This is a genomic window from Afipia dichlorophenoxyacetatis, assembly GCF_055386385.1.
The window spans coordinates 2,325,428-2,350,784 of record NZ_AP029250.1 but is presented as its reverse complement, the minus strand read 5'-3'; the positions used below and the strand labels follow the sequence as shown (position 1 = coordinate 2,350,784).

Below are 25,357 nucleotides of genomic sequence, written 5' to 3'. Positions count from 1 at the left end.
TCGCGACCAACGCGGAGACCGACCGCCCATGCAGCAGCTCCTGAGATTCTCGACCGACGCCCTGCCGGAGCGCGATCGTCTTGCGATCTTTTGCGAGGAGTTCGGCCGCCGCATCCTGACGGTTCAGATGGACCCCGTCCAACGTGACGCGCTTTCGGCGACCGCCACATTGCGAAACCTGCCCGGATTGTCGCTGGCGTCGATGGACGTCAGCGTTGGATTCCGCGTGGCACGAACCATTGGCGACGGCAAGGACGACCTTGTCGTGAACCTCCTGATGGCGGGCAATGGGCAATATCGCCAGATCAACCGCGAAAGCGAGATCGCCTCCCAAGGGGGCATCTTGCTGTCGGCCGCGAATGAAGGCGTTTACCTTTTCCCGCACGCGACACAACAGTTGGTGATCACTGTTCCACGCGCGAGCATCGTCCCGCTGGTCAGGAATCCCGAATCCGCCGTCTGCCGGCCATTACCACCAACGGAGGTATGGCCCCTGATCACCGCCTACGTGCAATCCACCGACCCACTGAGCCTTGAGTCTCCTGACGCCGCCCGAGCCTTCGCAACGCATCTGCAGGATCTGATCGCGTTGGCGATTGGCGCCACCCGCGATGGCGTGGAGATCGCGCGCGGGCGCGGCCTGCCTGCGGCACGGCTGCGCGCCATCATGGAGGACATCGGCGAACATCTCGGCAGTAGCGAACTGTCGATCCGCGCGCTTGCGCGACGCCATGGTGTGACCCCGCGCTACATCCAGAAGCTGTTCGAGATGGAAGGCGCGACGTTCACGGAATATGTCCTGGAACGGCGACTGGTCGAGGCCAGACGGATGTTCAGCGATTCGCGTTTTTCCGAGCGCACCATCAGCGAAGTCGCGGGCCATGCCGGCTTCGGCGATCTGTCCTATTTCACACGCTCGTTTCGCCGCCGCTTCGGCATGACGCCGTCAGACGCGCGTGCGCTGGCAAGACGCGAAAACGGCACGGGGCTCTGAACGACGCGATAACCAAGGGGAAGCTTGCGAGACCGCTCTCGACTTCAAGAGAGAGTGTGTGTGAAGCCTGACCGCCTCTTACCAGTTGCAGCAGCTAGATCGCGGCCGTCGCCACGACCTTGGCCAGCACCTGTTCCCGACGCGCGGGGGAGCGGCAGCCCTTGAGTGTCGAGGAGAAGCGTTCAAGGATGCCGTCTTCAAAAGCCGTGACGATGGTCTCGTGGACGTAGCTCTTCCGGCAGATCGCAGGCGTATTGGCGAGTTCATCCGCCGCAGCGCGCACGGCGTCCAGCACCTGACGCCGCCGCCCGCGCGCGCTCTCCGCAGGCACTACGCGCGATAGCGATTCAAGCACGGCGGCTGACGCCATCAGCGTGCGGAAATCCTTCAGCGAGATCTTGATCCCGGCAAGCTCGCGCAGGAACAGATTGACCTGCGATGCATTCACGAGACGAACTTGTCCCTCGTCATCGCGGTATTGAAACATCCGCCGCCCCGGCAGTGCGTGCAGGATTTCGATGGCACGGACGAGACGCGCAGCATCGCATTCCTTGCGCACCGATTTGTTACCCTTCGCCCGGAACGACAGCACGATGCAATCGCCCTCGATCGCTACGTTGGACTTGAGCAAGGTGGTTGCGCCGCGCGTGCCGTTGAGCCTTGTGTAGGACTCGCCTCCCGGCCGGATGGCCGTGCGCGCTATCAACTCGATGACAGCAGAGAGCGCGAATTCTTTGACCGGCTCTTTGCCCGAGAGATGGCGTGCGACAGCCCGCCGGATGCGCGGCAAGGCATCGACGAGTTTCGCAAGCCGCCGCGCCTTGCGTGCCTCACGCACCTTCTCCCAATCGGCATGATAGCGGTATTGCAGTCGGCCCGCGGCATCGCGGCCAATTGCCTGCAGATGCGTCATCGCGTCGCTCGAATAACGCACCTCAACATAGGCTGGCGGCACCGCGAGCGCATTGAGGCGCGCGATGACGATCTTCTTCCGGATCGTTCGCCCGTCAGGCATCACGAACGAGAATCCTGTCCCGCGTTTGACGCGCCGGATGGAAAGCGCGCTTTGATGACAAAGCGTGAGGCCGAGTTTCTTCGCGAGCTTGATGACACTCGCCGGGTATACAACCTCACGCACTTCGCTCGCTGAAATTTCCGGCGTTTGCGCGCGGAATGATTGGGCATCCATGGTGTTTTACCTCTGCCGGTGACAAGCAAAGTGAAGCCATCTTGGTTCCCTGGCGAGATATTCGATGAGTTTTCAAAGCGGTGAAGCGATCATTTCGTGACGCAAAAGTTCATTCAAGTTTTCGATGTTTTGAAAGCAGTACCAACTTGGGACGGGAAATCTCCGCATCGAATCTTGCGCGCGGTTAGCCCGGGACCTAGTTTCCCGCGCGGAATGAGTTGGGGGAGTGTCGGCGATGCTTGAGTTTTGTCTTGCCGTGCTGGCGAGTCTTGTCCTGATTTGCGGTGCACAGGTCGAACAGCTCTCAGAACAGCACCGACAGGAGCTTTCAGCTCCCTCTGCCGATGAGATGACGCCAGACGTAAGATGACACTTCGCGCAATCCAAGGGTTCCGATTGTTCCCGCGCGCATCAGAAATATTCCGGTCGACTTCAAAATCAGCCCCTGCAAGAATTTGCCCGTCCGGCGGGCTGTCAGCCGTGCCCGCCTCAGACAGCGGAGGTGCTCGATGAAAAGTCAGCTTCAATCGCCGCTTCGTTCAAGGCTACGCGAATTCGCACTGTCCTTTCGCGAGAAGTCGTCCCTCACCCGCCTCAAGACAAAGAAGCCGGAGCCAACATTGAATCCGGCGCCGATGACTCCCGCGCCGATCAGGCGGATCAAGGGATGGCTGAATGCGCACGATTTGCTGGGACCGAAAGGGCGGCGCTGATTGCGACATAGTGCCACTCGCTAGTGGATAGAATCGAACTACTAGCGACGACGTCCGGCCAGGTTGCCGCAAGCGATCACAATGATGCCGTGCGGACGGATATAGCTGGAGAGCCGCAAGAAGGTGAAGCGTTCACCCCTGCGAAAAAGGCTCTGCCGAACAATGAGAGCATCAAACCGTTCAGACGGAGCGAAGGTGTCGAGATCCGCAGTGACAAATCGCGTCCAGTAACATTGACCAGCGACCGTCGCGCGCCGCGCAGCCGCATCGATGGCTTCCGCAGACTCGTCAATCCCGACGACCAGGCCCGTGGGGCCAACCACCTTCGCGATCGAGAGAGATGCGTCGCCAGCACCGCATGCGAGTTCGACAACATGCATGCCGCGCTCGATGCCGCACTGCTTCAAGATGCCTTCGCTGATGTCCAGCACGGAAACGACGCGAAGTCCCGGTGGCGTCGGTTCGATTCCAGAAGAACTCTTGATTTCGGAAACACACCTGGGCGAAGCAGCGTTTACTGTTGCGACCTGCATATCAGGCTTTACGAAGAGTTTACGCATTGGTTTCTCATTCGGTTGGAGTGGATCTGGCCGTCTGCAATCTCGGATCTGTGGAGCGGCGTGCGCTTGCCCCCTTTCGTTCTGCCCAGCGCATCGCGCGAAAATTCATCGGCGCTGGCAGCGACGTCAAAGCCGCCATCCTTGACTCTAGAGAGCGGGATTATGGATGGATTGAAAAAATCAGACTCGAAGCCGCAAGCCAGTGAAGCGCAGTCATTTATCCGAACGCTGTCATTGAGCCGATGACGCGCTGCGCTGTTCTGCATCGGCTAACGATCCTCCGACTGCAGCGCGCTTGTCTCATTCGTCATCAGCACGACAAGCGCACGCGCCGGTTCGACGGCGCTGGCGTTCTTGGTGATGATGTCGGTAGCAACCGCCGGCTCAACCCATGTCTGACCGGAACGATACGTGCCCATCCCCGCTTCCCAGGCCTGCGCGCGAATCTCGCCCGACAGCACATGGACCAGAACATATCCCGCGGTCGGTGATCGATGCAGAAGTGCCGAACCACCCGGGAGGTAGTCGACAAGGAACATCGAAAGACATGGTTCATGCAGGTGAATCGCCGGTTTGAACGACAGAACAGCGACAGTTGCGTTTGTCCCCACAGGATGATCCGGAGGCAGCTCTGAGATGATGGTGGCCAAGTGTCCGCCATGCATGCCGGACATGATGTTGGCGTCGGACCCATACGAAACCCTGGTCGCGCTGAGCATCAACACGGCCGAGGCAAGCAGAGTTCGAACGATGATGGCAGCGAACGATCTCGCGCTCCGCCGCACCGGCAGGCGGCTGGCGTTCGTGTCAAACGCTGGCATATCGCCTTCGTCGTACTCGCTTTTGATGTTGATTTCCAATGACTGGATCATGAGTGCCACTCCCGCGACGCGATGAATGGGTGTGATGGCGTCAGTCGCGGCGATATGACGCCGCACTTGCACCGGTCGCATCCAGCTACGTCGTGTGCGAGGTTTTACGGATCCCAAAAAAGGATGGATTGAAAGAACCGGACTCCTATTTCACCTGTAACCGGATCCCCTCGCTCGGTAGCTATCGCGTAACAGCCTTGCCCGAGGCTGAGTTGGGCTGGGCAGTCTTTCTCGTAACATCGTCGCTGGTCAGAACATCCTCGCCGGCAGCAGATCAGGAGAGATGCATGGCATTGTCAGCGCGGCAGCAGCAGTCTGAACCGCGACGAATGGATTATCGGCAACACGTGGAGAAATCCGGCGCGCTCATTGAAAGCCCGGAGAGACCGAGACCAAACAAGCTCGTCCACATCCATCCCTTGTTGGCGGATATTGTCGAGCAGATCATGGATTGGGACGTTCCCGACGACAACGTAGCGCGAACTATCACGCCCAAAACATTACCGAGCACCACGCCTTATCTCATCGCGCAATATCGCGCGCCGATGCGGTCGGACCGGCATTTCGGTTCCAGCGGTTATCAGCATCGGCAGTTCCAGCACGTGATGACCGTGGTCGGGACCGGCGTCGTAACGGTACGGCCAAGCGGCCCTCTCGGCGTTCTCATCGTTCGCCTCAAGCCGGAGGCCGCCACCCGTCTCGTTGGCTGCGGGATGCATGAATTCGTCAATGAAAAGATCAATCTGTGCGATGTCTTCAAAGCGGGGGACGTATCGTTGCTCGAAGAAGTGCTGATGGAAGCACCCGACGCCTCCTCGCGCTTCGCGCGCGTCGAAAATTTCTTGCTGCGAAATCTGCGTCAATGCCGAACGGACTCCGCCGTATGCAAGGCTGCGCAATATTTGCGACGAAATCCCTCGCTGCGTGTGCGGGGGCTTGCAGCAAAATTGGACGTCTGTGAACGGCATTTGTCGCGTGGCTTCCGGGCGATGTTCGGGGCCAGCCCGAAGCATTTTGCACGCGTCGCACGTATCGAAAAGATCATGGCGATGCGGCAAGCAGGATCCGCCTGGGCCGACATCGCCTATGCCTGCGGCTTTGCCGACCAGGCCCATATGATCAACGATTTCGACGCCCTTGTCGGAGAGACGCCCCAGCAGTTCTTCCGCACAAGCGCTCTTGATGTCAGCTGGCAAAACCCGCCGATTGGCCGGCCGGCCGACCCCACGTTCGTCGGGTACTGAACACGCCGCGTCGCTCAAGTGCACGACTTGACGCAAGCGGTATTGCGGTCACGACACAACGGGCGCTGCTTCGGAGAAAACAGTTCCGCGCGGAACACGCGGAACGCGCGTGGAGCCTGTCCGTTGGCTCTGTATGTCAGACTCAACCGACTATCTAATGGCGCACGCGAGACGGACCATCATGGAGGCCCGCAGGCTCAAACCCGGCCCTGCGAAGTTCTGGCTGCGCCATATCGGAAGCATCTATCACCTGCTGGCGAAGCAGAGCGCGTACGCGAACGTCGAATTCCTCGAAGATTACCGGCGCGCCAAACAGGCCGAAGACAAACTCCGCCCGCATCTGGTGTTGGTGTAGCGGTACTGTTGTAGCGGCGCTCATCCAAGGCGCGCTGATTTTGATCCTCACAAAAAATAATGAAAAATCTTTGGAACCGATCACCGGGATCGCCGTTCGTGCGGATACTTGGCCGCGAGCTTGTCGCAGCGCGTTGTCACACACTGTTTGATTTTTTTGGTTTGATCTTTTTGAAAAGCCGTTCGACCAAATTGCTAGCCGGTGAAGGGCTCCGATCCACCGCGTCATAACCACGGCCGGCGAGCAACATCGTCGCGCCGTATGTTGCTGTTGAGCGCGAAGCGGCGAGTTTCGTCACGCCTTTCACTCAGCGCAGTCACGGTTGAAACGCAATGGACCAGCGCGCTGATGACGATTGCGATAACCAACCCAGAAGCCAAGCGTGTCTGACGACAACGGAGGATCAACATGAAGATTGTCGTGATCGGCGGCACCGGCCTGATCGGCTCGAAGACCGTCGCCATTCTACGCCAGGGCGGCCATGAGGTCGTCGCCGCCTCGCCAAATACAGGCGTCAACGCCATCACCGGCGAAGGACTCAACGAGGCCATGGCCAACGCGCAGGTCGTGATCGACCTCGCCAACGCGCCCTTATGGGAAGACAAGGCGGTGCTGGAATTTTTCGAGACCTCCGGCCGCAACCTTCTTGCAGCGGAGACCGCAGCGAACGTCCGGCACCATGTCGCGCTGTCCATCGTCGGAACTGACCGGAGCGACAATGGCTATTTCCGCGCCAAGGTCGCCCAGGAAAAACTGATCGAGGCCTCCGGCATCCCCTACACCATCATCCGCTCCACCCAGTTCATGGAATTCCTCAGCGGCATCGCCGCTGCAGGTGCGGATGGAAATGTGGTCCGGCTTTCGCCCGGCCTCTTCCAGCCCATCGCGTCGGACGATGTTGCTGCCAACGTCGCCGCTGTCGCGCTCGCGCCGCCGCAAAACGGCATCGTCGAGATTGCCGGCCCGGAACGAGCACCGTTCAACGAAATCGTCGCCCGCTATCTGAAGGCGATTGGCGATCCGCGAGAGGTCGTGAGAGACCCCGAAGCGCGATACTTCGGCGGCCGGGTCGACGAGAAATCGCTGGTGCCGCTTGGCGAAGCGCGCCTCGGCCGCATCGGTCTGGAGGAATGGCTCCGCCGCTCACAGGCTGCAGCCTGATCCGCATCGGAGGACGAGCACGTCCCCTGTAACGAAAGAGGCGATGATGACGATGAAACTCGTTGCGTTGGTTCTTCTGTGCGTCATGAGCGGCACGGCGATGGCTCAGGAGCCTAAGGTCACGCCACTCATGACTAAGGATCTGCCGGAGAATCCCGGCAAGGAAGCTCTGATGATCATGGTCGAGCATGCGCCCGGCGGCTCGAGCGCTATCCACCGGCACAATGCACATGCGTTTGTTTACGTGCTGGAGGGCTCGGTCGTGATGCAGCTGAAAGGTGGACAACCGGTGACACTGACACCAGGACAGACCTTCTATGAAGGCCCTGCTGATGTTCATGTCGTCGATCGGAACGCGAGCAGCACTCAGCCAGCGAAATTCATGGTGCTCTTGATCAAGGACAAGGGCGCTTCGGCGCTCATGCCCGCGCAGTGACTCTTATGCAATGACAAGGTGTGGGTAAGGCAGTCAGCAGGGGGCAAGCATGGCAAACGTCTCACAGCCCTCGGTCAAATCCTGTGCCGACACGATCAACGCGATGTTCATCCACGGTCGGCCGGAGCACGAGTTGGTTCCGTCGCGCTACGCGCTGAAGATCGGCGACATTGATGTCATGGTGGTCAGCGATGGAGTGCTATCGCTGCCGGGCGCGATGTTGGGCCACAACGTTGACCCGGCCGTCCGCGCGGCCTGGCTGAACGAACAGTTTCTGCCGCCGGACGTGCTGGAGTGGGCGTTGAACGTGGTCGTGGTGCGGAGCGGTGGCAAAACCATCCTCATCGACGCTGGGATGGGAGCGGAGTTCCCGGACTTGCCGCGGGCCGGTCATACGGTCGAGCGACTGGAGGACGCCGGCATCGATCTTTCGTCCGTCACCGACGTGGTGCTGACCCACATGCACATGGATCATGTTGGCGGGCTGCTCATCGACGGCGTGCGGGAGCGGTTGCGCAAAGACCTGCGCATCCATGTGGCAGCCGCTGAAACCACATTCTGGGAGGCGCCTGATTTCTCCCACGTCTCCATGCCGCCGGGCTTCCCCGACGCGCTTCGCCGGACGGCCAAGCGGTTCATGAAAGAGTACCAGAACCAGTTTCGGACGTTTGACGAGAAGTATGAGGTGGCGCCGGGCGTGCTCGTCACACGTACCGGCGGCCACACCCCCGGGCACAGCGTGGTCCGCCTCGCGTCCGGCGGCGACCGGCTGACGTTTGCCGGCGACGCCGTGTTCCAGGTCGGGTTTGAGCATCCCGACTGGTTCAACGGCTTCGAACATGACCCCGAGGAGGCGGCACGCGTCCGGGTGCGTCTTTTGCGGGAGCTGGCGACGAACCGCGAGTCGCTGATAGCCACTCACCTGTCGTTCCCGTCCGTCTGCCATGTGGCGGTCGACGGCAACGCCTTTCGTTGGGTACCGGGCCCCTGGGAGTACTGATCGCTTGTTGGGTTAAGCCGAATGAGGGTGCGCGGATTTTGGCTCGATCAAAAAAAAGAAGAAAAATCTCCGGAACGAAGGACCGGCAAGGCCGTTGGTTTTTCAGCTGATAGGATGGAGGAGAAATCCAACAAAATGTCAGCGAAAGCCCCGTCAGCACCTTCGGGTACTGGCGGGGTTTTGATTCATACCCTTTTCCTTTTTTAAGCGGCGCTCTCAAGCGAAGTCGCGTGAAGAAAACGCGTCGAACATAAACATAGCGTTTTCAAGCGAAGTGGTTTCCGGTTCGCGAGAAGAAAACGCGTAAAAACATAGAAGCTTGAGGAGGCTCGCATGTACGCCCTCTTCAAAGACCACAAGCAGATCGGAAGCCCCTTCCCGACCGAAAAGGAAGTCTGGGAAGCCGCTCTCATCGATGGACTCGTTGTCGATGTTCCCATTCCAAATGACGAAGACCGCATCGATCCGGCGGGCTATCACGTTGCGAAAGTCGATGACGTGAATCGATCGCGAGGTGACGGATGCCATAAGCCGTACGCGTCGAAACGTTGACTGTCCGCGCACAGTCACTCCAAACTTTTTAAATACGAAATGAAATCGTTGATCTGATCCGGTTCAAGCTGAAATTCCGGCATGGTCGGATGGCCGGTCGAAATGCCTTCTGCCAAAGCCTCCGCCAGCGTTTCGACCGGATACCGCTCGTGAAGCGTTCGAAACGGGGGCGCGATCTTTAGTGGACTGGGCGTCACGCGATCAATCGAGTGACATTTCGCACAATTGACCCTTGCGAAGGTACGTCCCCTGATCTCGGCGGGCGTCTCCGCACAAGATGGCGTCGCGCCAAAGACAACGAGCGCGATCGGAAGAAGTGCTCGTTTCAACATCGCGTCGCTCCTCCCCTGCGTCAGGATCTATGCCGAGACTCATCGAGCCTCTCGTAGAAGCCGGGAACGCGATGGGTATGCACGATCTCGATGCAATCCGGCGCCAGGCCCGGATCGACCTGACTTTGGGCGAGCCGGAGAGCCGCTGAGGGACTATCCGATCTGACATCGATCTCCCGCTGCAAGCATTTGAAGTTGTGTCCCTGAGAACTCAGAAGCGTCTTGTAGAAATTTACGCGGTACTCAGGCATCGCGATCTCCAATTGCAACATTAACTCGTCGGGTCCGTGCACAGCCAAAGAGCCTTGATAACGTCCTGCCGCGATATGATTCCGACGAGCTCCCTCTCCCCCCGGATGACGGGAACGCTCCGGACGCGATGCGAGACCATCAACTGAAGGACGTGTGAGAGCTTGGCCGCCGGACTGACACTGATGAAGTCCTTGGTCATGGCGTCGCCGACCGTTCGCTTCATGAGCTCATTGTAATGCGGAACCAAGTGAGACGGCTCAAGCGCAAACACCTTCAGGAAATCAAACTTGGTCATGAGACCGAGCATATGGCCGTGTTCGACGACCGCATATGCATTGAAGTCATCGGCATCGAAGCGTTTCTTTAATTGCTCCATGGAGACTTTGCGCGTCACCGTCTTGACAGACGTCGTCATGTGATCAGCGACCGTCTCTTCAAGAAAGCGGAGCAAGAGACCCTCCTGCAGAAGTTTTCCAGCCCCCTGCGTTAAATTCGGTCCAATCTGCGCCGCTAGTTTGATCGAGATCAACAGCGGCCGGCTATCTTGAGAGCAGCGCACACCGTTCCGATTCTTGCAGGAAATGCCTCGTCACCCCGCCGAACACCCATTGCCGCAACCGCGAGTTTCCGTAGGCCCCCGCGACGACGAGCCCTGCACCGGCGTCGGCTGCGATGCGTTCCAATTGCTCGCCGACGTCCCCTTTCTTTTCGACCACTAACGGCGCCGCTGAAACACCATGACACTCCAGCCACGCGACGACATCTTCAACGTGCCGCTGCGCAGCTCGTGAAGACACACCTCCTTCGATAATTTCCACGACGCTGACGTCGTTCACCAGCCGCAGCAAGGGAATTGCGTCGGCGATCGCGCGCCTCGATTCCACAGCCTCCTTCCAGGCAACCACACAGTGCCGGAAGTCTATCCAGCTGACTGAATCCGGAACGATGAGCAAGGGGCGGCCTGCGCCCATCAGGAGATCGCTTGCATCCGCTGACGCGAAGGCGTTGGACATCATGATGTCCTGGCTTTGGCCGGTGACGATGACATCGGCGGCCCGTGCCTCCTGCGCAACGTACAGTGTCGGGATCTGCCGCGAGCAGCGCCACTCAGACCGATCACTATCAACCTCCGCATCAAATTCCGCCTCGAGAGTAGAAAACGCCACCTCAATCGCTGTCATGCTCGCCTCGATCATTCTTTGACCAGCGTCTCCGTCCGCAAAATAGAGCGGCGGGGTGATCTCGGATGCAGCCACTCCGATGAGCCGGGCGTCGAAGCGTTCGGCGAGTTGCTTCGCAACCGCAATGCGCGGCTTGTTGATGCTTCCGATTGCTAAATTGACCATCACCGTCTTGCAATTCATGCCACCCTCCATGCCACACATGGATTTTGATCGCCCGCGATTGCATGTCGATAGGACGAAATGACCAAGGCTGGATGAGATAGATCAAGACAACGGGCGTCGGTGCGATGCCGTACTCTGCTTGTCGTTTTTCGATCGTATCGGGAGGGTCCAGCTCAATGCGAGAGAAACACAGGAACCGTCATGGACGACAGCATTGTGCGGGTGACGCCGCCGAGCACAAACTCTCGAAGCCGGGAATGTCCATAGCCGCCCATCACAAGCATCGAGGCGGATTGGTCTGCGACCCAATTCAAGATCGTGTCCGCGACATCCACGTCAGGCGCCGATGTGACCTCGACATCGATCTTGACACCGTGCCGCGCGAGATGCGCGCCAATCTCCAACCCGCGACATTCGTTCAGGTCGGAAGAGTCGTTGGCAATTGTGAGGACCCGCACGTTCCGCGCCTTTTTGAGCAGAGGAAGCGCGTCGCCGATGGCGCGCGCGGCTGCCCGGCCTCCATCCCAACAACAAACGACCTGATCAAGCACGACTCCTTGCCGCTGGATGTAAGGCACCGCTATGATCGGCCGCCCCGATTCAAATAGTGCCGCCTCTATGACCTGCGCATCGTCAACCGATGCGTCCGGATCTGGCTGCATCACCACGCTCACATCGAAACACCTGGCCATGTGTGCGAACGCCTTTGCAGGACTTAGATCGCTTTCACCTATCAGCCGGTGCGCCACCGATGAGAGTCTCGGCTCCGATAGTCGCGCGAACCGATCGATCGACGCCTGAGCCGCCTCCTCTGCCTCCGAGGAGATCCTTTGAACGACATCCAATGGCAGTTGCGCGAGCGACACCTCCAAGACTCGCTCATCCGTGAATGACACACCTGTCAGATGCGCATCAAACAGCTCCGCCAGCGAGACCGCGACTTCGTTGACCGCGTCGCGGCGGGCATCGCGCTCAAGCCTGACGAGAATGTCCTTGATCATCATCCCCTCCGACATATGCGTCCTGTCTCCTGCCACACGGGGCGGCGGGGCTTCGACCCCGCTGCAGAGCATTCTCGATCGGGAAAGGAATTGAGATTTGATCTGCCTCAACTGTCCCGCCCCGGAGACAATCAGGTGGATGAGATAAATCAAAGCCTCAGAGACTATGCCCGGCCAGAATGGCGAGGATCAGCTCCGGTATCTGGAGAGGGAGATGGGCATGACGATCAGGGATACGATGCTGGTCCTGACCACTTATCCAACGCCGACAACGACGGACGTCATCGGCTACGCCGTCAGCTTCGCTAAGCTCATGGAGAGCCGCATCTCATGTTTCGCACCCAAAATTCAGATCAAGGTTCCAAGCACCCTGTTTGGCGCATCGCTCATCAATGTCCCCGCGATGGCCGCTCGCGAAATGAAAAAGAGCGAGGACAATGTGCATTCGTTGCTGAAGGTGTTCGAGACCGAGGCAGACAAGCTCGGCGTTCGTCATGAGATCGTGCATGAGCATGGACTGGTGGCGGAGCTCCCTACCCTTGCCGCCGAGTATGCAAGGTTCAGAGACCTGACGATTCTGCCTGTCAATTTCGACGACTTCGTCAATCGATGGGATGCGGAAGCCGTTATCTTTAAATCCGGACGCCCGACCCTTTTGATACCCGAGGGCCGCGTCCCAAAGACAGCAGCGCTCAATGCTGTCGCAGTCGCATGGGATTACAGCCGCGCCGCGGCCCGTGCCATCTCTGATGCAATTCCGGTCCTACAACGCGCGAAGACCGTGCATGTGGTCACTGTGCTGCATGAGAAATCTTTCGACGTCAGGCGCAAAACGCACGACATCGGAGCCTACCTGGCACGGCACGACATCACCGCGTTGACGTACCAGATCGATGCCGCGGGACGCCCCATCGAAGACGTTCTCCACCAGTTCATCGATCAGGATCGTATCGATCTGCTGGTGATGGGCGCCTATGGTCATTCACGCCTGCGCGAATTTGTCTTGGGCGGCGCCACGCGATCAATGCTGGCGAACCCGCCGATTCCCCTGCTGCTCTCGCACTGACGTCAGCTCCGGAATGAGACTTCGCGGGTCGAGCGAACTTCAATCAACGTTCGCAATTTTGTAGATTTCAACGCAAGATTTAGCCCTAGCCTGATGGGAATGATTCGGGGCGCGCCTTTTCAGATCGGCGCTGCAGAGGTTCGGTGATGAAATACGTCGCGCTGGCTGTGCTTTTCGGCGTTGCCCTCATAAGCCAGGCATCTCACGCAAAAGATTTCCACGTGAGGCGGATCCTCCCGAAAGTAACCCATGTTTCGTGGTATTCGGTGGCGGTTACCAATTTCACCGCGGCACCGGGGCTTGAAGAAACTGCGGCTGAGATGACGCGATCGGTGCGCGATATTCTCGCGCACAGCGGTCCATATCCCTTCAAGCGCTCCGATGCTCTCAATGCCGAAACTGTCGAAATAGATTCCCCGCCAGACTTTGCGTATTGGAAAACCCGTGGTGTCGGGCTTCTTGTTGTCGCCAATGTCCGTGAAGCGTCAGACGGACGGCTGGAAGTCCGCTTTCGCCTTTGGAACACGATGGCCGAAAGACAGGTTGCTGGACAAATATACTACGCCGCTCCCGAATTTAAGGATCGACTTGCGCTGACACTGGCCGGTGAAATTTTCGAGATCCTGGACGATAGCTACAGATCGGCTCTGTCTCGGCTCGACAGATGACGATATCTGCACGCCGCCTCGGAAAACCCAACGCTGGCCTCTTTTGATCGAGACCGGCGCATGGATTTCACACTGGTGCCAAACTCATAGCGGGATGTGGCTTCCGCGCGGGCCAGATACCGCAGTGACGCCGCCGGGCGTCACTTCTCCGCTTTATCTCCAGTGCCAGGTTTATACCCGTCCGTGAGCGTCTGCAGAAATGCGATAATGTCGGTCTCTTCCTGCGATGTCATCGCCGGCGTGTCGCCGAGGTGACGATCGAACGGCGGATCGTTCACATCGACATTGGCGTGATATTGCGCAGGGATATCGTTGAGCTTCTGCACCGAGCCGTCGGCCGCGCGCGGGTAGACCTTCTCCGGATTGGTATCGCGGAAGTTATAGAAGTCGAGCACCTCCTGCAGCGTGTGGAACACGCCGTTGTGGAAGAAAGCGTGGCGCGTTGCGGTGTTGCGCAAGGTCGGCGTCAGAAACATGCCGCAATACTGCGTCTGATCCGCGATATCTTTGCGCGTGGGCCCGCAAACGCCGAGATCGAAATAGTTCGGATCCTTGGTGTCGGCGAGTGCCGTATTACGCGGCGCGCCGAGCGCCTCGAACTGATGGTCCGTGAACAGCGGCGGCAAACCGTCTTTGCCGGGCTGACTCACATGGCAGCCCGCGCAATTGGCCTTGTCTGGATTATTGAACAGGTCGTAGCCGCGCATTTCGCTGGCGCTGAGACGCGCTTTTCCTTCCAGCCAGTAATCGTACTTGCTTGTGTAGGAATGAAAGCTCGGCTCTTCGATCTGGTAGCGCGCGACGGCGAACATCGCCTCGGAGACCAGAAGCTTCTCACTCGTGAGAACACTCTCGCCGAACAGTTGCGTGAAGCGTTTCACGTAAGCTGCATCGCGCAGCTTCGCCGCCACGATCTCGACACTGCCGGCGTCCATCTCGCGCGGATCGAGCAGCGGGATGAGGGCCTGGTCCTGGAGCGTATCGGCGCGGCCGTCCCAGAACTGGCCACCTTGCGGCACGATGTTGGCCGCCGATTGCGCATTTTGCGTCGCGGTTTTTGACGTGCGCGTGGACTGCTGGGCGACTGCGGCTTGCTGCGCCAGGCTGGGCGGCTCGTCGTTTTCTTCTTGTTCGGGACCGATGCTGAAGCCCGGTTGCCGCTCAAGATAAGTGAGCGACGGAACGGCGCGTGCGCCCGGGCGCGACAGTGTGGGTCCGCCTAGCATGACCGGGCCATCGTTCGGCGGACCGTAGGCATGCTCCGGACTGTGACACGACGCGCAAGACAGCTTGCCTGACGACGACAGGCGCGTGTCGTAAAAGACCTCGCGGCCGAGCTGCGCCATCGCCGACAACGGCGCGGTTTGCGGACGGATAAGTTGGATCGGGTGCGGGTTCTCGCCGATCGAATCTTGCGGTTCGGCGGCGAAAACGGCGCCGGCCAAACTAAGGCCGGCGCCGAGAAGCCACAATGCGCGAATGCGTATCATGTGCGTAAGTGACCGTAGATGTCCTTAGTTCGTCGTCACGGTTCCGGTCGACGGATCAAGGTTCAGCTTGTCGGTCCGGGCAGCCTTGGTGAAGTCGAACATGTCGATGATCGAGCCAGCGGTCGCGTCAACCGAACCGCCGCCGAGGCGACGACCGTTCAGCCAGTTGTCCTGGATGAAGCGGACGACAGAAGCCTGCGAGATCGCCGTGTGGCTGATGAAGTTCTGCTTCGCGAAGGGCGAGACCACGATGAAGGGCACGCGGGTGCCCGGACCGCAGCGACCGTTCACCGGCAGGCCCTTAAGGCCCAGCGGCTGACGCTGAATGTTCACGCCGCGACCGCACTGGCCGGGACCGTTCACCTGGTCGACGGTCGCATCGTAGGATGCCGTGGTCGGCGTGGCGTAAGCGTGATCGTAGAATCCGTCGGAGTCATCGTAGGTGATGATGACGGCGGTGCTGTTCCAATCAGGCTGCTGCTGCAGGAAGTTGATCAGCGCGACGTTGCCGGCCTGCTCGTCGAGCGGGTCGGAGTTGCCTGCGTGGCCATCCTGATAAGCCGACATCTTGATGTAGGAGACCGACGGATAGTTGCCGGAGCTCACTGCATCATAGAAGTCCTGCAGATCGTAGCCGTGGTTGGCCGGATCTTTCGCGCCGTTGACATTGGTGTAACCGACAGCCGCGATCGAGCTTGGTCGAGCATGCGTCGGATTGGCGGTCGACACGTAGTACTGGAACCATGCGTGGTGCGGAACATAGTCTGTCTTGGTGCCGTTAAGGACAGCGCTGAATGTTGAGCGCTGGCAGCCCGTGCTACCGTTCGCGTTCTTAGCTGCAAGGCTGAAGCCGCCCATGAACGAGCCCCAGGTGAGGTTCGCAGCGTTCAGCATATCGCCGATGTTCGGACCCGTCAGGATCGCTGCGCTCGAGGTGCTCGAGCAGACGTCGAAGCCGGGATCGACGTCGCCGATCAGCGTCAGGGCGCCCGCCCCGTCATTGATCACGTTGCCGTTCGGCGCAGTGCCCGCGGTCATCTGCACGCCGTTGGTCTGGCCGGAGATCACGTTGATCGCACCGTTGGTCGATGGACCGTAGCTGTCGGTGTAGGCGTTGTCGTTCATCGCGAAATTCTGGGCGTAATTCCAAAACGCGGTCACGGTGTTGCCGTCGAAGTAGCCCATCACCTGGCCCTTGGTGCCGAACGCGCCGGCGCCGCCGGTGGTGCCCTTACCGGTGTTCACCGGGAAGAGATCCGCCTTGCCGTTGTCATAGGCCTTTTGCTCGGCCGTATAGGCATGGTTCTGCGACTGAGTGTTCGCCTGCGAGCGATCGAGGCGGAAAGGATTGGCGGCGTCGGTGCCGTTCAACGCGACCGAAGCGTTGCCGTTCATGGAGAGCAGTGTCGGATTCGAAATGAAGTTGTTCGACTTCGGCGTGTTCGCCTTAGCCGTGAACACCGGCTCGCCCGCAGGGTTCGCCGCATTCGGATAAGTGCCGAAGTAGTGATCATACGAACGGTTTTCGTTAAAGATCACGACGAGATGCTTGATCGGAGTCGCGGTACGGACCGCGTTCTGCGGGCTTGTGGAATCAGCCGAAACCGATCCGCTGACACCAGCTACGACGGCAAACATCGTAGCAGTCGACAATAAAAACTTTTTCATCTTGGCCCCAAAAAAAGAGATGGCTTAGCGCCGCGCGTTTCTAATCGGCGGGAATGACGGTCATGTGTCAATTTGACGCAGCCCGACAATCTCATCACCGCACGTGCAATTTTTTTTTGAATGACACGCGCGTCGCACAGAAAACGGCGATCGCTCTTTGACGTTTGCAAGACGAAACGATGAAACCACTCACCTCACCCACTGGAATCGGCAAGGAAGACGAGGCATCGGACCTTATGATTCCCCGGCATCATCTCGCTTCACGATATTTCTGCGCAACTGTTTGAGCGCGAGACAACGTCTCACTCTTTTCGCTGCGAATTGCGAAAGTTTTATTTCAGAAAAAATACCGACCTATCGGACTACGATTGTTCTGTGGAATTTCACAGGCGCCCTTGCGAATGTCAGCGCAACAGATCTGCCTCGCTCGGCCGCGGCGACGACGAGGCCGGTTATTTTCTCCGGCCTCGTTCATCCCGCACGAATGGTTGCGGCACTTTGTTCCAACCCGCCCCTCCCTCTTTCGACTCGTAATTGTAAGCCTAAAGGCGCAATATCCAGTATCGCCGGCATGACAAAGGCCGCTGGCGACAGAGAGACCGATTGCGCTCCCCGTCTGTCTCGAACAGCGGAGCAGTCCCAATGGCCCGGATCCAATCAACCTATCAAGCCCAGTTACGCAGCCTGGCTGCGCAGCTGCGACACGAAGCAGATACGATTCCGCATGGACGCGCGCGGGATGGTTTGTTGCGGCAAGCCGAGAAGCTCGAAAGTTCAGCCACCGTGGAGGGCTGGATCAGCTCGTCAGACCTTCAGTCTCCCAGGGAACAGTTGAATGAGACGCCATGTCACCAGTCGAAGCTGGATGCCCGAACACCTTGAAGAGCTAAGACAGCTTGTCGAGGCCGGAGCATCTCCCTTGCGCGCGGCGGTCCGTCTGAAGCGGACGACGGTGTCTGTGCAAATCAAAGCCAAGGAGGCAGGCTTTCCATTTCTCGATAAGCGGGTGGCAAAGCGACAACAGCTGGAGCGCGAGGCCGACGCTCGCCGCGAGCTGGGCCTGGAGTAAGCGGAACCATCTTGCGCCGTTGATAGCGAACATCGCGGCGCACGCGCGTGCGGTGGGCAAAATGCCGCGGAACGTTTGATCTTCTCGACTGTTTGATTGTTCGAGTATGGATCCGTCGCGCGGGAAACATGACACGCGACGGGAAACTAAAGCCCGGCCAGTCAGGCAGACTGACCGGGATTTTTTTTTGCAGGAACGCGCGCGAAAGATTTCTGTTGGATCCCTCGCCTGATGTGGCGGTCAGGTGTCCAGACACTGATCGCCGCTGACGGCTCAGGACCGGCTGGCCATCCTTCTCTCCAACTTGCTCGTGGCCAGCCGGCCACCTTCGTTGTCTTTCAAACGTTCCGCTGTCCGTCGCAAATATTCGACTTGCTGCACGCACGCGTGAGGAGCACACTTGCGTCATCACCGCGAATGAACGGCGTGCGGTGACTGAGAGACCAGTCGCGCTCCTGCCTATTTTTCGAAACAGCGGGGCGGTCCACAAGTCAATCGACACACAGATCAAACCTCCTCCTTGAAACCGCATGAGTGCGCAGGGCGTGGCCAGGCGTCCACACAAGCGCGCTCCAAAGGATCACTCGGTTCGAATTGTATGTAACTGTCGAATGGGTGAACGCCATCGAGCTCCGACGCCCCAGGGAAAACCATGCCCAAACACATCACGAACCGCGCCTGGAATCACGACGACCGCCTGTTGAAGCGCGCATGTCGCGGCAGGCAAAAAATTGTGCTGATGCCGGTGCACGCTCAATGAGCAAACCTGGATGGACCACCGAACAAACCGAGCGCTTGCGAAAACTCGTTCAGGACGGCGTGAGCCCTGTCAGAGCATCCGTACTTTTCAATAGGACGACAGCTTCTGTTCGGCAGCGCGCCGCACGATCTGGATTCCCCTTTCCCACGGACCAGGACGCGAGAAGAGCACAGCGGCAGAAGGAAGATAAAATTCGCGCGGAGCTTGGCTTGCAAGTGCTTCGGCGCTCGTTGTGATGTTCCGTGGATGAACTGAAGGTGTTCAACGATCGAGGTATCAGTTGGGACCGGGCTGGAACGAACACACAAAAAGTCGATTGGGCCTAGCTACCAAACAGACGATCTCAAAAGGAAAACTAAAATGACAAGCGAAAACGAGAACAAGCAAGGCGGACAACAGAACCAGCAGGGTCAGCAGGGTCAGCAGGGTCAGCAGGGTCAGCAGGGTCAGCAGGGCGGCCAAAACCAAAAGCCTGGTCAGCAGCAACAGCAGAAACCAGGCCAAGGCGGCCAGCAAGGCGCACAACAGAACGAAAACGAAAAGCAGCGCTAGTCGCACTAACGATCCTGGCGCCCCGGCCACGATTGGCCGGGGCATCAGCCACAGAGGCAGCCGGCTTGAACCGGAGCAATCATGGCCAAGATCCGCGTTAGCAGGACCGCCCTCGAGCGCCTGGCCCTCGCTGAAATGAGGAGTGAGGAAGGATGCGGTCAGGTCGTCTCGGTTGAGATCGAATACGCGCCCTGCCGCACCGACGGAAATTGGCGCATTTGCACAGTCGACTTCGGGAGACAGCGAGCCATCATCCGGCCGTCGCTCGCCGTCGACTCGACACATCGAAGAATGTGGCAGCGATACGAGCTGTTAATCGATTCTTGAGGAAGGCCTGCCCACCCCCTCACCAGCTGTAACGAACCACGCCCTTGCCGGCGTAGCTGCGCGTGACGTCCGAGAACTCACCTTCGAAGGTGGCGGCGATGGACCATCCGTTCGTCCAGCTCACTTCAGCGGAGACCATGGTGACGTCCTGTCAGCCGCAAGCGGCGCATCAGCGCCGTGGTTGCGAACAGCATCGTGCGAAGTGAATTGAATTGCATCTGCACTTGCCCCTGAATTCCAGCCCCTGCGTCGTCCCCGGGAGAATCTGGACAAGCCGTAGGAGGTCGAAGATCGGCGCAATGTGCTGAGCGTCTCAGTCAAGAATTTCGATGGTGTTGTTTCGATGCAACATTGATGGCAGCGGATGATGCTATACGCAGGTCTTACGCTGTCAGAGGGTTACCGGTGCAAGTGAGCGGCGCATCCAAATTCATCAAAGCATCGATTATCGTGTTGCTCATAGCTGCGGGAAGTCTGCTGGCTCGTGACAGCGGGGCGAGCTTTCTTCGCCTGCACGAACTGCTCCAGAATAACAGCTTTGCGCCGATCATCTTTCTGGCACTGCACGTCGTTTTCAGCTTGTTGTTTTTGCCTCGCACGATCATGGCAATCACTGCCGGTCTGGTGTTCGGCTTTTGGTATGGCCTGGTCTGGGCGTCGATTGGGAGTGTTGCCGGTGCGCTCGCTGGCTTCGTCTTGACGCGCTACTTCGCAAGCGACCTCGTGAAGCCATCGGAATGGTCGCGGTTTGGTTCTGTTGTGCGACGTGTCGAACAAGGAGGCTGGAGAGCTGTCGCGATGGTGCGGCTCATACCCGCCATCCCGCATTCCCTGACGAATTACCTTCTTGGATTCACGGCCATCAGTGTCGTCGATTTCTCACTGGGGTCGTTGATCGGACAGTTGCCGATGACAGCCGCATTCGTACAATTCGGCGCTGCGGGCGCTCGTCTTGCGATGGGAAAATTTGACTGGGTTCAACCGACGTTGACCGGTTTGGCGATCCTTCTGCTTTCGATGCTCCCGCAACTCTGGCAACGTTTGTCCCAACGAAAACTCTCCGGTCCCGCCGAGTAAGGCGGCGTTCCCGCCGCCTCTCACCTCGCTGCCGCATCGCGCCCTCTCACCAGTTATAGCGCAACACGCCCTTGCCCGCGTAGCTGCGGGTGACATTCGAGAACTCGCCTTCGAACGTTCCGGCGATCGACCAGCCGTTGATCCAGCTCAGTTCAGCGGATGCGGTGGTGAGCGCAGAATCCGGGGCCAGCCGCGCGCCGTTCACGACGAACGATGCGCCGGGCAGCGTCTGGAATGTCGCCTGCACCGCGCTGTCGGGATTGAAGTCGTGCGCCCACGCTGCACGCCCACGCAATGTCAGCACGGCACCATCGAGCGCGTAGGACTTATCGGTGCGGACGCCGAGCTCGCTGCGTGTCGCAGTGGACGTGTCCCCGTTGTAGTTCAGCGCAAACGTGCTCGCGCCACTGATCGCGCGTTCAGCGTAAGCAGGAAGCTCGAATGCCGTCACTTGCACAGCAGCATAAGGCGACACGCCAAGTCCGCCGAACCACGGCGCGAGGAAACGATGACCCAGCTCAAGACGGCCTGAGTATGAGTTGGTATTGAACTCGGCGCGCAGATGATCGACACCCGCAGCCGTGACGTAACGATCGGTGGTGACATCCTGCCAGCCATAAGCGGCGGACGCAGTGAGATACGTCGCGCCGAAATTCTGGCGCACGAACGCACCGAGCTGGAACATGTCCGAACGCCCCGTGCCGCCATTGACGACGCTGTAGTTGGTGCCACCACCCGACAGCGCGAAGCCCGCGACCGTATCCGGCGAGAAGCTGTAATCCGCACCGACCGCAACACCGTAGATGTTGCTCGATGAGGTGCTGGTCCCCGCAACTGCGTTGCCGTCCGTTGTCTGCGACCCGCCGTAGCCCATGGCCCACGTGCTCCAGCGCTGCACAAATGCAACCGGTGGCGCCTTGGTGAATGACGCGAATGCATCGCGTGGGTTCTTTGATTTGGCCTTGCCCGCATAGGCCGTCGCTTCATCGGCGTAGCCGGTTGCCCCACCCGCGCCGCCAGCACCGCCGCGTCCCGCAGCGGTTGGATCGCTCATGATGTTCATGAACTGCGTCGCTGCCTGGAAGCTCGTGCCCTGCGCGCTGGTGCCGACTTCACCCGACACCTGCGTAAGGCCTTGCTGCGTCAGCGCGCCGAACGCCATCGGGATGCTGCCGTGGGTTTTGAAGTAGTTCACCAGCGCGTTAGCCACGCCCTGCTGATTGCCGCTCAACGCGTTGCCGAACGATGGCCCCGATGCAGGCGGCGTAAAATCCAACGCCAGGTTCAGGTAGACGTTGTTGGCATCCTGACTGAGCGACGTTTTGAAGTTCGTCGGCAGATTGGTGGGCACCGGTCCTGAAAAACTGCCGTCAAGGGAGTTCGCAGTCAGGATCGTGTATTGCTTGGCGACATACGGGTTCGCCGTACCTGTTGCGAAGTTCGCGTTCACCTTTGCGTCGGCAAGATGAGCGGTGCCGTTGACAGTGACAAGCCCTGCGCTCGATGGCGACACCTGCACGAGATAGGCCGCCGCCGTCGTGAACGTGAGATCGCCGTTGACAGTCAGGTGAGCGTTGTCAGCGCCCGGCGCAAGTGTGCCGCCGTTGATCGTTGTCGCTCCGACAATGCCGTTGCCGCCGAGCGTGGCGCCCGCATTCACGGTTGTCAGGGATGACGACGCGATCGAACCGTTGACCATCAGCGTGCCGTTACTGACCGTGGTCTGGCCGGTGTACGTGCTCGTGCCGTTCAGGACCAGCGTGCCGCCGCCCATCTTGTTGAGACCGTCGGTGCCATCGAGCACGTTGTCTATCGTCGCGCCGACTCCGCCATCGACGTTGATGACCGGCGCGGCACCGCCCGATCCCACCAGTGTGATGGCGCTCCCGAACAGCCGATAGCCATCCGTCCTGAATTGCATGCCCGTGGCGCTGACTGTGCCAAGGGAGTTATCAACCTGAACCGTGCCCTTGTCGCCGCCGAAAATCGCAAAGCCCGGCTGCGGCGCCATCGGCCCGATATGGACGCCGTTGACATCGCTCCACGTGGAAGACGCGATGCTCCACGTGCCGTCGCCGCCGCCTGTGGCCGTCCCGTTGGGATTCCAGATGTCGAGCGTGAGCTGCTGCGCGTTGATGAGGTTGATCGCCTTCCCCGTCATGTCGACCTGGAGCGTGTCGCCAGTGGGTGGGACTAACGCATTCGTGCCGAAGTTGAGCGAGCCGGTCCAGGTGAACAGCGTATAGAGGCCCGGCCCCATGCTCCCGGTATCGTTGACGGTCAGTTGGGCTTGATTGATGGCGAGATTGCCGTTGACCGCGACCTTGTCGCTTGCGCCGGGCGTGGTGGAATTAGCGCCGGGGGCTCCGAAATCGAAAACGACCTTAGAGCCTGCTTGAATATCCAGATCGCCGTTGACGGCAAGCGTTCCAATGGAGCCTGCGGCAGCGCCGGGCGTAAGTATGCCGCCATTGATCGTCATGTTTCCGACAGTGCCCGTGCCTCCGAGCGTGCCGTTTGGATTGACGGTTGTCAGCGACGACGCGGCGATTGAGCCCGCGCCGTTCACGAACAATGTGCCGTTATTGACCGTGGTTGTTCCGGTGTAGGTATTCACGCCGGTGAGAGTCAGCGTGCCGGCGCCTTGCTTGATCAGACCGTTACCCGCTCCGGTGCTGCTGATGACTCCGGAAAATGTTGTCGAGCTGTTGACTGGCCACGTTGTCAGCGTGTTTGTGCCAAGGTGGACAGCCCCGGCGCCCGACAGCGAGCCGATATTGCCGTCCACATTCAACAACTCAAGGACGCCGCCTGAATTCACTGTGTAGGCGCTATTGATGGATAAAGCCGTTGCGCTCTCGGCTTGCAGGGTGCCGTCATTGACGATGGTCGCGCCCGAATAGCCGTTGTTACCTTGTAGGACCAGCGTGCCAGCGCCGGTCTTGGTGAGCGATCCTGTATTGTTGAGGTTCTGAGAGGGGATCGATCCTACGATAAGGGTGGTGCCGGAGGTGATGTCGAATCCGCCGCCGTTCGGGCCCCAGCCGATTTTTTGACTCAGCCCGATGTTGCTTCCAGGGGCATTCACTTGCAGCGTGCCGCCGTCGAATGTCAGCGTGCTCTGTGAGTTGCCGAGGCTTGCGGTGTTTGGTTGAGCGCTCGCCGAGATCGCGAGCGTGCCGCTCTTGAGCGTCCAGTTTGTGATCGCTTGCGTCGGCGTCCCGGTCAGCGTCCACGTGCTGGTCCCGGTTTTCTGAAAGGTCGTGAAGCCCTGATATTGTCCCCCTCCGCCAAGCCCCGAGATCTGCGAGGTATCGAACGTTCCGCCGGACGCCGAGCCACCGAGGATGAACGTGCCGGTGTTGGAAGAGACCACTACAGTGCCGGTGACGGTCGCGCCGTTCCACATTTCGTAGACGCTGTTGCCGAGGAGGCTGACGGCGGTGGCACGCGTCACGTTATCGGAGGCCAATCCACCGCTGATGCTGCCATTGTTGATGATGGTGGCATCCCCGCCAGTGATGCCAAAACCGCCAGACATGCCGGCGCCACCAGAGCCGGCGGTGCCGGCCTTCCCGCCCGTCACCGTCCCGCCGTCTATAAAAACGGTGCCACCGTTGATTAGGAGGCCTCCGCCGCCGGTGCCAGCGTTGCCGCCGAAAGTTGAATCGGTGGCGCCGCCGTTGCCACCGTCACCGCCCGTCGCACTGCCCTTCACCGTGAGGGTGCCACCACCGTTCCACGTGACTCCGTAGCCGCCGACTCCTCCACCTCCTGCACCAAAGGAGCCCCCTGTTTCGGCTCCGCCGTTCCCGCCATTGCCGCCCTTCACAGCGGATTGAATAGTGAGCATTCCCTGATCGGCCGTGTAAAATCCAACACCGCCAGAACCACCCCAGCCGCCGCCTGCTCCCTGGCCATTACCACCATTTCCGCCGTTGCCGCCGTTGACATTACCCGACAACGTTCCGGTCCAGCCGGCCGGTGCACCGTCGAGCAGCGCACCCCATCCGCCAGCGCCGCCACCACCGCCTGCGGTGTTGGAAGCCAAACCATTTCCGCCGTTGCCGCCATCACCGCCGGTGACCGGCCCTGTCGGAAGGGTCGCCCCCGCAAAGCCATGCGCGCCGCCACCACCGCCGGTACCGCCAACAAAGGTGGTGTTTGAGTCAGCTCCTGCGCCGCCAGCGGCGCCCGCCCCGACCCCGCCTGACCCAGGGTTATTGCCGCCGTCTCCGCCCGTGATGCCCGCACCGCCGCCACCACCACCGCCTCCGGTGCCCGGCTGACCGCTATTGTTGGTGTTGCCATTAGGGATGGCATCCAAGCCGCCCGAGCCGCCGTTGTTAAAAGTGACGCCGGCGCCTGCACCGCCGTCGGCAAAGACAGGCGTCGCAAGCAGTGCACCGCTGAGCACGAGGCCGAGCGCACTGACGCGGCAGACCCGAAGCAACGCCGTGCTGCTCAACAGGGATTGAATTGAAACCGCAGTCCGCCGGGCTTGAACTTGCCCGGCCTTCTCACTTCCAAACGTCACCGCACGTGCCCCAAGAAAATCTCAGCCCGAATCCAATTTTTCTGGAAACGGATTGTAGCGGAGCGCACAAGCAGCAACCACTGGCTGCCGCATTACAGTGGCCTGAAATGGCTGACTTATATCGAATTCCGATAGA

24 protein-coding genes are annotated in these 25,357 nt (G+C 59.7%); 12 read left to right on the top strand and 12 right to left on the bottom strand.

The annotated features are described in order from the left end of the window. Positions 1–28: 28 nt before the first annotated feature. The gene (locus ACZ5C3_RS10990; RefSeq protein WP_464044706.1) at positions 29–994 is read left to right on the top strand and encodes a helix-turn-helix transcriptional regulator; all 966 of its coding nucleotides are present in this window, start codon (positions 29–31) and stop codon (positions 992–994) included. Positions 995–1,088: 94 nt separating this feature from the next. Here ACZ5C3_RS10990 and ACZ5C3_RS10985 read toward each other — a convergent pair whose 3' ends face one another. Then, on the bottom strand, positions 1,089–2,183 hold the full coding sequence (locus ACZ5C3_RS10985; RefSeq protein WP_464037622.1) for a DNA topoisomerase IB: 1,095 nt from the start codon (positions 2,181–2,183) through the stop codon (positions 1,089–1,091). Between the two features lie 509 nt (positions 2,184–2,692). On the opposite strand from ACZ5C3_RS10985, the gene ACZ5C3_RS10980 reads away from it, so the two are divergent. Then, complete coding sequence (locus tag ACZ5C3_RS10980; RefSeq protein WP_464037620.1) at positions 2,693–2,896, top strand: hypothetical protein; 204 nt, start codon at positions 2,693–2,695, stop codon at positions 2,894–2,896. Between the two features lie 41 nt (positions 2,897–2,937). Here the strand turns inward: ACZ5C3_RS10980 and ACZ5C3_RS10975 are convergent, their stop codons facing one another. Next, complete coding sequence (locus tag ACZ5C3_RS10975) at positions 2,938–3,456, bottom strand: class I SAM-dependent methyltransferase (RefSeq protein WP_464037618.1); 519 nt, start codon at positions 3,454–3,456, stop codon at positions 2,938–2,940. A gap of 269 nt (positions 3,457–3,725) precedes the next feature. Next, positions 3,726–4,328 (bottom strand): cupin domain-containing protein, encoded by a 603-nt coding sequence (locus ACZ5C3_RS10970; RefSeq protein WP_464037616.1) that lies wholly within the window; start codon positions 4,326–4,328, stop codon positions 3,726–3,728. A 287-nt stretch (positions 4,329–4,615) separates the two neighbouring features. On the opposite strand from ACZ5C3_RS10970, the gene ACZ5C3_RS10965 reads away from it, so the two are divergent. The 6 genes from ACZ5C3_RS10965 (at position 4,616) to ACZ5C3_RS10940 (ending at position 9,076) form a co-directional block, all read left to right on the top strand. Beyond that, entirely contained in the window at positions 4,616–5,572 is a 957-nt protein-coding gene (locus tag ACZ5C3_RS10965) for a helix-turn-helix domain-containing protein (protein WP_464037614.1), read from the top strand. A gap of 181 nt (positions 5,573–5,753) precedes the next feature. Further along, complete coding sequence (locus ACZ5C3_RS10960) at positions 5,754–5,927, top strand: hypothetical protein (protein ID WP_464037613.1); 174 nt, start codon at positions 5,754–5,756, stop codon at positions 5,925–5,927. 408 nt (positions 5,928–6,335) lie between these two features. After that, on the top strand, positions 6,336–7,088 hold the full coding sequence (locus ACZ5C3_RS10955) for an SDR family oxidoreductase (RefSeq protein WP_464037611.1): 753 nt from the start codon (positions 6,336–6,338) through the stop codon (positions 7,086–7,088). A gap of 46 nt (positions 7,089–7,134) precedes the next feature. Continuing rightward, on the top strand, positions 7,135–7,524 hold the full coding sequence (locus ACZ5C3_RS10950) for a cupin domain-containing protein (protein ID WP_464037609.1): 390 nt from the start codon (positions 7,135–7,137) through the stop codon (positions 7,522–7,524). A 103-nt stretch (positions 7,525–7,627) separates the two neighbouring features. Further along, a complete protein-coding gene (locus tag ACZ5C3_RS10945) occupies positions 7,628–8,524 on the top strand; it encodes an MBL fold metallo-hydrolase (RefSeq protein WP_464038316.1) in 897 nt (298 codons plus the stop codon). Positions 8,525–8,857: 333 nt separating this feature from the next. Further along, positions 8,858–9,076, top strand: a complete 219-nt coding sequence (locus ACZ5C3_RS10940; protein ID WP_464044705.1) for a hypothetical protein — start codon at positions 8,858–8,860, stop codon at positions 9,074–9,076. Between the two features lie 14 nt (positions 9,077–9,090). Here the strand turns inward: ACZ5C3_RS10940 and ACZ5C3_RS10935 are convergent, their stop codons facing one another. The 5 genes from ACZ5C3_RS10935 to ACZ5C3_RS10915 form a co-directional block, all read right to left on the bottom strand. Next, entirely contained in the window at positions 9,091–9,408 is a 318-nt protein-coding gene (locus ACZ5C3_RS10935) for a c-type cytochrome (protein ID WP_464037606.1), read from the bottom strand. A gap of 20 nt (positions 9,409–9,428) precedes the next feature. Next, positions 9,429–9,659: a hypothetical protein gene (locus ACZ5C3_RS10930; RefSeq protein WP_464037604.1), complete on the bottom strand. Its 231-nt coding sequence runs from the start codon at positions 9,657–9,659 to the stop codon at positions 9,429–9,431. 20 nt (positions 9,660–9,679) lie between these two features. Next, positions 9,680–10,111, bottom strand: a complete 432-nt coding sequence (locus ACZ5C3_RS10925) for a CBS domain-containing protein (protein WP_464037602.1) — start codon at positions 10,109–10,111, stop codon at positions 9,680–9,682. Between the two features lie 88 nt (positions 10,112–10,199). After that, positions 10,200–11,024: a universal stress protein gene (locus ACZ5C3_RS10920; RefSeq protein WP_464037600.1), complete on the bottom strand. Its 825-nt coding sequence runs from the start codon at positions 11,022–11,024 to the stop codon at positions 10,200–10,202. 155 nt (positions 11,025–11,179) lie between these two features. Continuing rightward, the gene (locus ACZ5C3_RS10915) at positions 11,180–12,022 is read right to left on the bottom strand and encodes a universal stress protein (RefSeq protein ID WP_464044704.1); all 843 of its coding nucleotides are present in this window, start codon (positions 12,020–12,022) and stop codon (positions 11,180–11,182) included. A 205-nt stretch (positions 12,023–12,227) separates the two neighbouring features. Here ACZ5C3_RS10915 and ACZ5C3_RS10910 point away from each other — a divergent pair, with 205 nt between their 5' ends. Next, positions 12,228–13,073 carry a universal stress protein gene (locus tag ACZ5C3_RS10910; protein ID WP_464037596.1) on the top strand — a complete coding sequence of 282 codons (846 nt, stop codon included), beginning with the start codon at positions 12,228–12,230 and terminating at the stop codon, positions 13,071–13,073. Positions 13,074–13,219: 146 nt separating this feature from the next. Then, entirely contained in the window at positions 13,220–13,741 is a 522-nt protein-coding gene (locus ACZ5C3_RS10905; protein WP_464037594.1) for a hypothetical protein, read from the top strand. A gap of 140 nt (positions 13,742–13,881) precedes the next feature. Here the strand turns inward: ACZ5C3_RS10905 and ACZ5C3_RS10900 are convergent, their stop codons facing one another. Beyond that, entirely contained in the window at positions 13,882–15,231 is a 1,350-nt protein-coding gene (locus ACZ5C3_RS10900; RefSeq protein ID WP_464037593.1) for a cytochrome-c peroxidase, read from the bottom strand. A gap of 24 nt (positions 15,232–15,255) precedes the next feature. Further along, positions 15,256–16,899 carry a phospholipase C gene (locus tag ACZ5C3_RS10895; protein ID WP_464037592.1) on the bottom strand — a complete coding sequence of 548 codons (1,644 nt, stop codon included), beginning with the start codon at positions 16,897–16,899 and terminating at the stop codon, positions 15,256–15,258. Positions 16,900–17,734: 835 nt separating this feature from the next. Between ACZ5C3_RS10895 and ACZ5C3_RS10890 the strand changes: the two genes are divergently transcribed. After that, entirely contained in the window at positions 17,735–17,968 is a 234-nt protein-coding gene (locus ACZ5C3_RS10890) for a hypothetical protein (protein WP_464037590.1), read from the top strand. Between the two features lie 1,036 nt (positions 17,969–19,004). Here ACZ5C3_RS10890 and ACZ5C3_RS10885 read toward each other — a convergent pair. Then, complete coding sequence (locus ACZ5C3_RS10885) at positions 19,005–19,565, bottom strand: hypothetical protein (protein WP_464044703.1); 561 nt, start codon at positions 19,563–19,565, stop codon at positions 19,005–19,007. A gap of 453 nt (positions 19,566–20,018) precedes the next feature. Here ACZ5C3_RS10885 and ACZ5C3_RS10880 point away from each other — a divergent pair, with 453 nt between their 5' ends. Continuing rightward, on the top strand, positions 20,019–20,684 hold the full coding sequence (locus ACZ5C3_RS10880) for a TVP38/TMEM64 family protein (RefSeq protein ID WP_464037586.1): 666 nt from the start codon (positions 20,019–20,021) through the stop codon (positions 20,682–20,684). A 46-nt stretch (positions 20,685–20,730) separates the two neighbouring features. Here the strand turns inward: ACZ5C3_RS10880 and ACZ5C3_RS10875 are convergent, their stop codons facing one another. Beyond that, entirely contained in the window at positions 20,731–25,221 is a 4,491-nt protein-coding gene (locus ACZ5C3_RS10875) for an autotransporter domain-containing protein (RefSeq protein WP_464037584.1), read from the bottom strand. Between the last annotated feature and the right edge of the window lie 136 nt (positions 25,222–25,357).

Coding starts and splice junctions, on each gene's coding strand:
- ACZ5C3_RS10990 (WP_464044706.1), top strand. CDS start 29: ATGCAGCAGCTCCTGAGATTCTCGACCGACGCCCTGCCGGAGCGCGAT.
- ACZ5C3_RS10985 (WP_464037622.1), bottom strand. CDS start 2,183: ATGGATGCCCAATCATTCCGCGCGCAAACGCCGGAAATTTCAGCGAGC.
- ACZ5C3_RS10980 (WP_464037620.1), top strand. CDS start 2,693: ATGAAAAGTCAGCTTCAATCGCCGCTTCGTTCAAGGCTACGCGAATTC.
- ACZ5C3_RS10975 (WP_464037618.1), bottom strand. CDS start 3,456: ATGCGTAAACTCTTCGTAAAGCCTGATATGCAGGTCGCAACAGTAAAC.
- ACZ5C3_RS10970 (WP_464037616.1), bottom strand. CDS start 4,328: ATGATCCAGTCATTGGAAATCAACATCAAAAGCGAGTACGACGAAGGC.
- ACZ5C3_RS10965 (WP_464037614.1), top strand. CDS start 4,616: ATGGCATTGTCAGCGCGGCAGCAGCAGTCTGAACCGCGACGAATGGAT.
- ACZ5C3_RS10960 (WP_464037613.1), top strand. CDS start 5,754: ATGGAGGCCCGCAGGCTCAAACCCGGCCCTGCGAAGTTCTGGCTGCGC.
- ACZ5C3_RS10955 (WP_464037611.1), top strand. CDS start 6,336: ATGAAGATTGTCGTGATCGGCGGCACCGGCCTGATCGGCTCGAAGACC.
- ACZ5C3_RS10950 (WP_464037609.1), top strand. CDS start 7,135: ATGACGATGAAACTCGTTGCGTTGGTTCTTCTGTGCGTCATGAGCGGC.
- ACZ5C3_RS10945 (WP_464038316.1), top strand. CDS start 7,628: ATGTTCATCCACGGTCGGCCGGAGCACGAGTTGGTTCCGTCGCGCTAC.
- ACZ5C3_RS10940 (WP_464044705.1), top strand. CDS start 8,858: ATGTACGCCCTCTTCAAAGACCACAAGCAGATCGGAAGCCCCTTCCCG.
- ACZ5C3_RS10935 (WP_464037606.1), bottom strand. CDS start 9,408: ATGTTGAAACGAGCACTTCTTCCGATCGCGCTCGTTGTCTTTGGCGCG.
- ACZ5C3_RS10930 (WP_464037604.1), bottom strand. CDS start 9,659: ATGCCTGAGTACCGCGTAAATTTCTACAAGACGCTTCTGAGTTCTCAG.
- ACZ5C3_RS10920 (WP_464037600.1), bottom strand. CDS start 11,024: ATGAATTGCAAGACGGTGATGGTCAATTTAGCAATCGGAAGCATCAAC.
- ACZ5C3_RS10915 (WP_464044704.1), bottom strand. CDS start 12,022: ATGTCGGAGGGGATGATGATCAAGGACATTCTCGTCAGGCTTGAGCGC.
- ACZ5C3_RS10910 (WP_464037596.1), top strand. CDS start 12,228: ATGACGATCAGGGATACGATGCTGGTCCTGACCACTTATCCAACGCCG.
- ACZ5C3_RS10905 (WP_464037594.1), top strand. CDS start 13,220: ATGAAATACGTCGCGCTGGCTGTGCTTTTCGGCGTTGCCCTCATAAGC.
- ACZ5C3_RS10900 (WP_464037593.1), bottom strand. CDS start 15,231: ATGATACGCATTCGCGCATTGTGGCTTCTCGGCGCCGGCCTTAGTTTG.
- ACZ5C3_RS10895 (WP_464037592.1), bottom strand. CDS start 16,899: ATGAAAAAGTTTTTATTGTCGACTGCTACGATGTTTGCCGTCGTAGCT.
- ACZ5C3_RS10890 (WP_464037590.1), top strand. CDS start 17,735: ATGAGACGCCATGTCACCAGTCGAAGCTGGATGCCCGAACACCTTGAA.
- ACZ5C3_RS10885 (WP_464044703.1), bottom strand. CDS start 19,565: ATGTGTCGAGTCGACGGCGAGCGACGGCCGGATGATGGCTCGCTGTCT.